We start from the raw sequence: 4,515 nt of genomic DNA, 5'->3' as shown, positions 1-4,515 counted from the left end.
CGCCGACGAAGAGGATCCCCTTGCCGACGGCACCGCCCAGCAGGTTCACGGGGTCCGGGCTCACGACGAGGCCGACCCCGAGCAGGCCGAGTCCCATGCCGGCCGCACCGCGCGGAGAGAGGCGCTCGTCGGAGAGCAAGAACGCGGCGAACACCGGGGTCATGATCGGATTGAGGCTGTACACGATCGAGGCGACGGCGCTGGTGACGTACTGCTGGCCGACGAACAACAGCGCGTTCGTCAGGCCGATCGCGAGCACGCCGGTCGCGAGGATGGCCCCGACGTCACCGCGCGTCCGCGGAAGCAGCTCCGACCGGGACGATGTCAGACCGACGTACGCCAGCATGACGACGGCGGCGACGTCGAACCGAAGGGCGACGAACAACAGCGGCGGGAAGTAGGCGAGTCCGGCCTTCGCAGCGACGAACGTCCCGCCGAAGAACAGACTCGAGAGGGCGAAGAAGACCGCGGTGCGACGAGAGACCATCTACGCCGTCACCCCCGAACGAACCGCGTGCGTCGACTCGATATCGGCCGACGCGTGAATAGCGAGAATCATCGTATACTACCGTAAGAGAGCCGGGTATATAGTTTCGTTCAGAAATTATTTCACGGGAAGAAAGTTCGGCGGGCGGGGGAAATAGTTGGGCCCCGCGATAGACCGCCAGACCGTGAAAGTCTTTCACGCTACGAAAACGATTTCCCGCGGCGACCCGGAGTGGCCGTATGGAATCGGCGCTCGAGGAGATCGAGTTCCTCGCGCTCTCGGCGAACCGCGTCGAGGTGCTCGGACTACTGGCGGAGGGACGACACACGCGCAACGAGCTGGCGGCCGCGACTGGCGCTTCACAGGCGACGCTGGGGCGGATTCTCGGCGACTTCGAGGATCGATCGTGGATCAGACACGACGGCAGCGAGTACGTCGCGACCGCCACGGGTCGACTCGTCGCAGCGGGGTTCACCGACTTACAGGAGATCCTCGAGACGGAGGGAAAGCTCCGCGATATCGTGGACTACCTGCCGACGCACGCGATGGATTTCGATCTTCGGCGGCTCTCGGACGCCGCGATCACGGTCCCCAGTGCGACGCGGCCGAACGCGCCGCTGAGTCGGTTGCTCGATTTCATCCGTGACGGTGACGACGTCCGGACGTTCTCCCACACGTTCAACGAACAGACGCTTCGCGTGGTTCGAGAGCGCGTGACCGCCGGCGACCAGCGGTTCAGAGGGGTCTTCGGCCGAAGCGCGATCGACGCGCTGGCCGACGAGTCGGACCTTCGAGACCAGCTCGAGGCCCTGCTCGCGGCCGAGGACGCCGACATCAGAGTTCGCGAGGAGGGCGTCCCGATCGCGATAATGATCGTCGACGACGTCGTCTACCTGCTCTTGCGCGACGAGAACGGCATCCTTCGGGCCTCCGTCGACACCGACGACTCCGCCGTGCGCTCGTGGGCCGAGGACTCGCTGGACCACTACTGGCGGACGGCGACGCCGCTCGAGGCCGAGACGCTGTCCGACTGAGGATCGATCGAAAGCGGCGTCTGGTGGAGCGCTACGTCGGAACCGGCTTGGTCTGTGCCGGGTCGGCTAGCACCGACTCGAGCACCGGTGCGGGCCGTGCGAGCGCGAGCGGTTCCGATCCCGTCCCGATCGACGCGGGTTCCGGCTGCGTCTCCTCTTCCTCCTCGGTCTGTTCGATGACGTACTCCTGGCCCACCGTCGACGCCTGGAGGTTCTCGACGGGCGCGTGATCCTCGGTCAATACCGGCACGTCGTCGGTCCTGGGTTCGTCCATGTAGGCGTCGATCTCGCCGCTCAGGTCGATCCCCACGTCGCGGCGCTCGTTTCGCTCGGCGAGCTCGGCTTCGGTGAAGTCGGTGTCAGCTTTCGTCGCGACCACTTCGATGTTCTGGACCGAACCCGTGTTCGAGGTACGGAAGCTGTAGGTCGACGCGAATGCCTCGTCGATCGTCTTGTACTGCGCCCGGTAGAACTCGGAGCCGGCCCCGCTGGGCGAGGCGATGACGTTCGCGAGGAAGACGCCGTCATCGGAGAGACGCTCCTCTGCCAGGTCCATGAACCCCAGCTGCGTCAGGTGGATCGGGACCTGATCCTTCTGATAGGCGTCGAGGATGATCAGGTCGTATGTCTCGTCGGTATCCCGGAGGAACCGGCGTCCGTCTTCCGTGTGGGCGGTCATGTTCTCACCCTCCTCGAGGCGGAAGTAGTCCTTCGCGGCCTGCGTCACCGCGGGATCGAGTTCGGCCACGTCGACGTCGACATCGTATTTCCGTTCGAAGTCCTTTGGCCCGGTATAGCCGCCCCCGCCGATGAACAACACGTTCTCGACCTCGTCGGGATCGTCGGCCATCAACATCGGTAGGTGGAAATATCGCGTGTACTCGAAGACGTGCCGGTCGGGATCGTCGAGATCCATCGCGCTGTGGCGGGCGTCGTCCAGATACAGCTTCCGGACGTCGCCGTCGTCGATGACCTCGAGTTCCTGGTAGGCCGTCTGGGTCTGGTAGACGACGTCGCCGCGGTGGTCGAACGTCACCGGCACGGTGCCGGCCGCGACGACGAGCAGGTGCGCGATGGCGACGCTCGCCGCCGCCGGCCTCGGGGAGAGGTCGGGGAGCGTGAGCGCGAACGCAGTTCCGACGAGAACGAGCCCGAACAGGAGCCCGATCATATCGATGCCGAGCGTCGGAATGAGGAAATACGTCGTCGCACCCGCGCCGACGATGCTGCCGATGGTACCGAGCGCGTAGACGTGCCCCGACGCTTCGCCGATTCCCTTCTTCTCGGAGAGTTCGGCCGCGTAGGGACTGATAAAGCCCAGCAGGTAGGTCGGCGGTCCGAAGAGGATGAGCACGGCCGGAAGCGAGGCGTACCGGGCCGGCAGCGGCATCGCCGACGCCGAGAGCAACAGCTGGCCGCTCCCGTAGACCACGATGGCGACGTAGGCCGCCGTCCCGAGCAGGATCCAGATCATTCGACGGTTCGATGCCGTTTCCGCTCGCTTCCCACCCTGCCAGTAGCCCAGGCTCAGCGCGGCGAGGAAGACGGTGATGATGCTCCCCCAGGTGTAGATGCTGCTGCCGAACTGGGGGGCGATGATCCGGCCCGCAAGTATCTCGAGGCCCATACTGGTGACGCCGGAGACGAACACCGCGACGTCGGGCTTCGTCGGCCGATAGGCGGAGGGCTGCCGCACACTCATTATCGGACAGTAGTCAGCCCGTGATGAGAACTTGTCGCCTCACTCCGACAGTCGCCGGTACTCGAGCGATGGCCCTTCGCTTCAGGGGCGAGAGACGACGTGTGTGAGGAGAAAGACGACGATAGCAACCGCTGCGACGCTCGTGGGCGTAAATACGAAGAGATCGAGTCGGCTCGCGCCCCAGACGAACAGCGCGGCGAACAGCGTCGAGAGCACGGCGTTCAGGACGAGCAGGACGCGCGGATCGCCCTCGGACGACTCGAGGCCGGCTTGCAGGCTTCCGTCTCGCTCGTCGTCGGGACCGCTCATACGACGAGAGGCGGACGGCTGTCACTTAGCAGTTTCCGTGCGCGCCAACCCAAACGGAGTCAACTGACGCGATCGAACCCGCTAACGAGAGCACCACCGTGCGCAGGGTTTTATAGCAGCTCGGGCGCAGAAGTCGGGTATGCGCGAGGTGACGGTCGCTCGAGTCGTCGACGCCTCCCCGGATGCCCTGTCGGCGTGGCTCGAGCCCGCGGCGATCGTCGAGGCCGAGGGGAGTTTCACGGTCCAAGCCGTCGACGAGAGAGCGGACGCTACGATCGTCGTCGCCAGCGGTCCTGGGCTCGAGTTACCCCTGCGCTTCGAGGACCGCGACGGGACGATCTACTACACGCAGGAGGGCGAACACGGCCCCTTTTCGCACATGGAGACGTGGCTCGAGTCCGAGCCCATCGACGCCGAGCGGAGCCGGGTGACGATCCGATCGGCGGTCGAACTCGCCGCGCCGCTCCCGTTCGGCGATCGAATCGCGGCGTGGAAACGCCGCGGGGAACTCGAGGGGGCGCTCGACACGATCGAAACGGAACTCGGCTGACGGGCCCGAAATCGAGCGAGTATCATACGGACTACTCTCCGTCAGTTCCGGCGCACCCGCGACCCGCCAGACGGGTGCGCCGGTACATCGGGACAGCAGACCGTATCAGGGTTCGCGAAGAACGACGTCCTCGTCGTCCTCACCGGGGAACGGGTTCGGAAGCTCGTCCGCGCGCGCCCACTCCTCGTCGGTGACCAGACTCTCCTCGAGTCGCGAGCGAAGCGTCGGTTCGTGCGTCTCGAGATCGGTGCCGATGAAGACGAGTTCCGTCCGCCGATCGCCGTGTTCGTCGTGCCACTCGAGGTCGGGGCGGTTGGATCGATACAGCTCCCGCTGGACCTCGGGAAGGGCGGCGATCCACGGCCCGCGAACGGTCGCGCGGACGGAGGGGCCGGCCTGGGCGACGTCGACTTTCACGTCGCGGCCGGCGATC

At 65.8% G+C, this 4,515-nt stretch carries 6 protein-coding genes; 2 read left to right on the top strand and 4 right to left on the bottom strand.

Annotated elements, in window-relative coordinates:
* A partial coding sequence (locus tag PGX04_RS32430; protein ID WP_273742240.1) for a DMT family transporter occupies positions 1-487 on the bottom strand: 487 nt, incomplete at its 3' end.
* 239 nt (positions 488-726) lie between these two features.
* Between PGX04_RS32430 and PGX04_RS32425 the strand changes: the two genes are divergently transcribed.
* Positions 727-1,521: a helix-turn-helix transcriptional regulator gene (locus tag PGX04_RS32425; protein ID WP_273742239.1), complete on the top strand. Its 795-nt coding sequence runs from the start codon at positions 727-729 to the stop codon at positions 1,519-1,521.
* A gap of 31 nt (positions 1,522-1,552) precedes the next feature.
* Here the strand turns inward: PGX04_RS32425 and PGX04_RS32420 are convergent, their stop codons facing one another.
* Both PGX04_RS32420 and PGX04_RS32415 read right to left on the bottom strand, forming a co-directional pair.
* Entirely contained in the window at positions 1,553-3,223 is a 1,671-nt protein-coding gene (locus PGX04_RS32420) for a spermidine synthase (RefSeq protein WP_273742238.1), read from the bottom strand.
* 81 nt (positions 3,224-3,304) lie between these two features.
* Positions 3,305-3,532: a DUF8107 family protein gene (locus PGX04_RS32415; RefSeq protein WP_273742237.1), complete on the bottom strand. Its 228-nt coding sequence runs from the start codon at positions 3,530-3,532 to the stop codon at positions 3,305-3,307.
* Positions 3,533-3,671: 139 nt separating this feature from the next.
* Between PGX04_RS32415 and PGX04_RS32410 the strand changes: the two genes are divergently transcribed.
* Entirely contained in the window at positions 3,672-4,082 is a 411-nt protein-coding gene (locus PGX04_RS32410) for an SRPBCC family protein (RefSeq protein ID WP_273742236.1), read from the top strand.
* 105 nt (positions 4,083-4,187) lie between these two features.
* Here the strand turns inward: PGX04_RS32410 and PGX04_RS32405 are convergent.
* Positions 4,188-4,515, bottom strand: a 328-nt coding sequence (locus tag PGX04_RS32405; RefSeq protein ID WP_273742235.1) for a GTP-binding protein, incomplete at its 5' end; no start/stop codon positions are given.

Source organism: Natrinema soli (assembly GCF_028618695.1).
The sequence above is the reverse complement of the archived record's forward strand: the minus strand, read 5'-3'. Positions and strand labels throughout refer to the sequence as shown.

What these genes read in the sequence shown, in the direction of transcription:
- PGX04_RS32425 (WP_273742239.1), top strand. Translation starts at nt 727, where the DNA reads ATGGAATCGGCGCTCGAGGAGATCGAGTTCCTCGCGCTCTCGGCGAAC.
- PGX04_RS32420 (WP_273742238.1), bottom strand. Translation starts at nt 3,223, where the DNA reads ATGAGTGTGCGGCAGCCCTCCGCCTATCGGCCGACGAAGCCCGACGTC.
- PGX04_RS32415 (WP_273742237.1), bottom strand. Translation starts at nt 3,532, where the DNA reads ATGAGCGGTCCCGACGACGAGCGAGACGGAAGCCTGCAAGCCGGCCTC.
- PGX04_RS32410 (WP_273742236.1), top strand. Translation starts at nt 3,672, where the DNA reads ATGCGCGAGGTGACGGTCGCTCGAGTCGTCGACGCCTCCCCGGATGCC.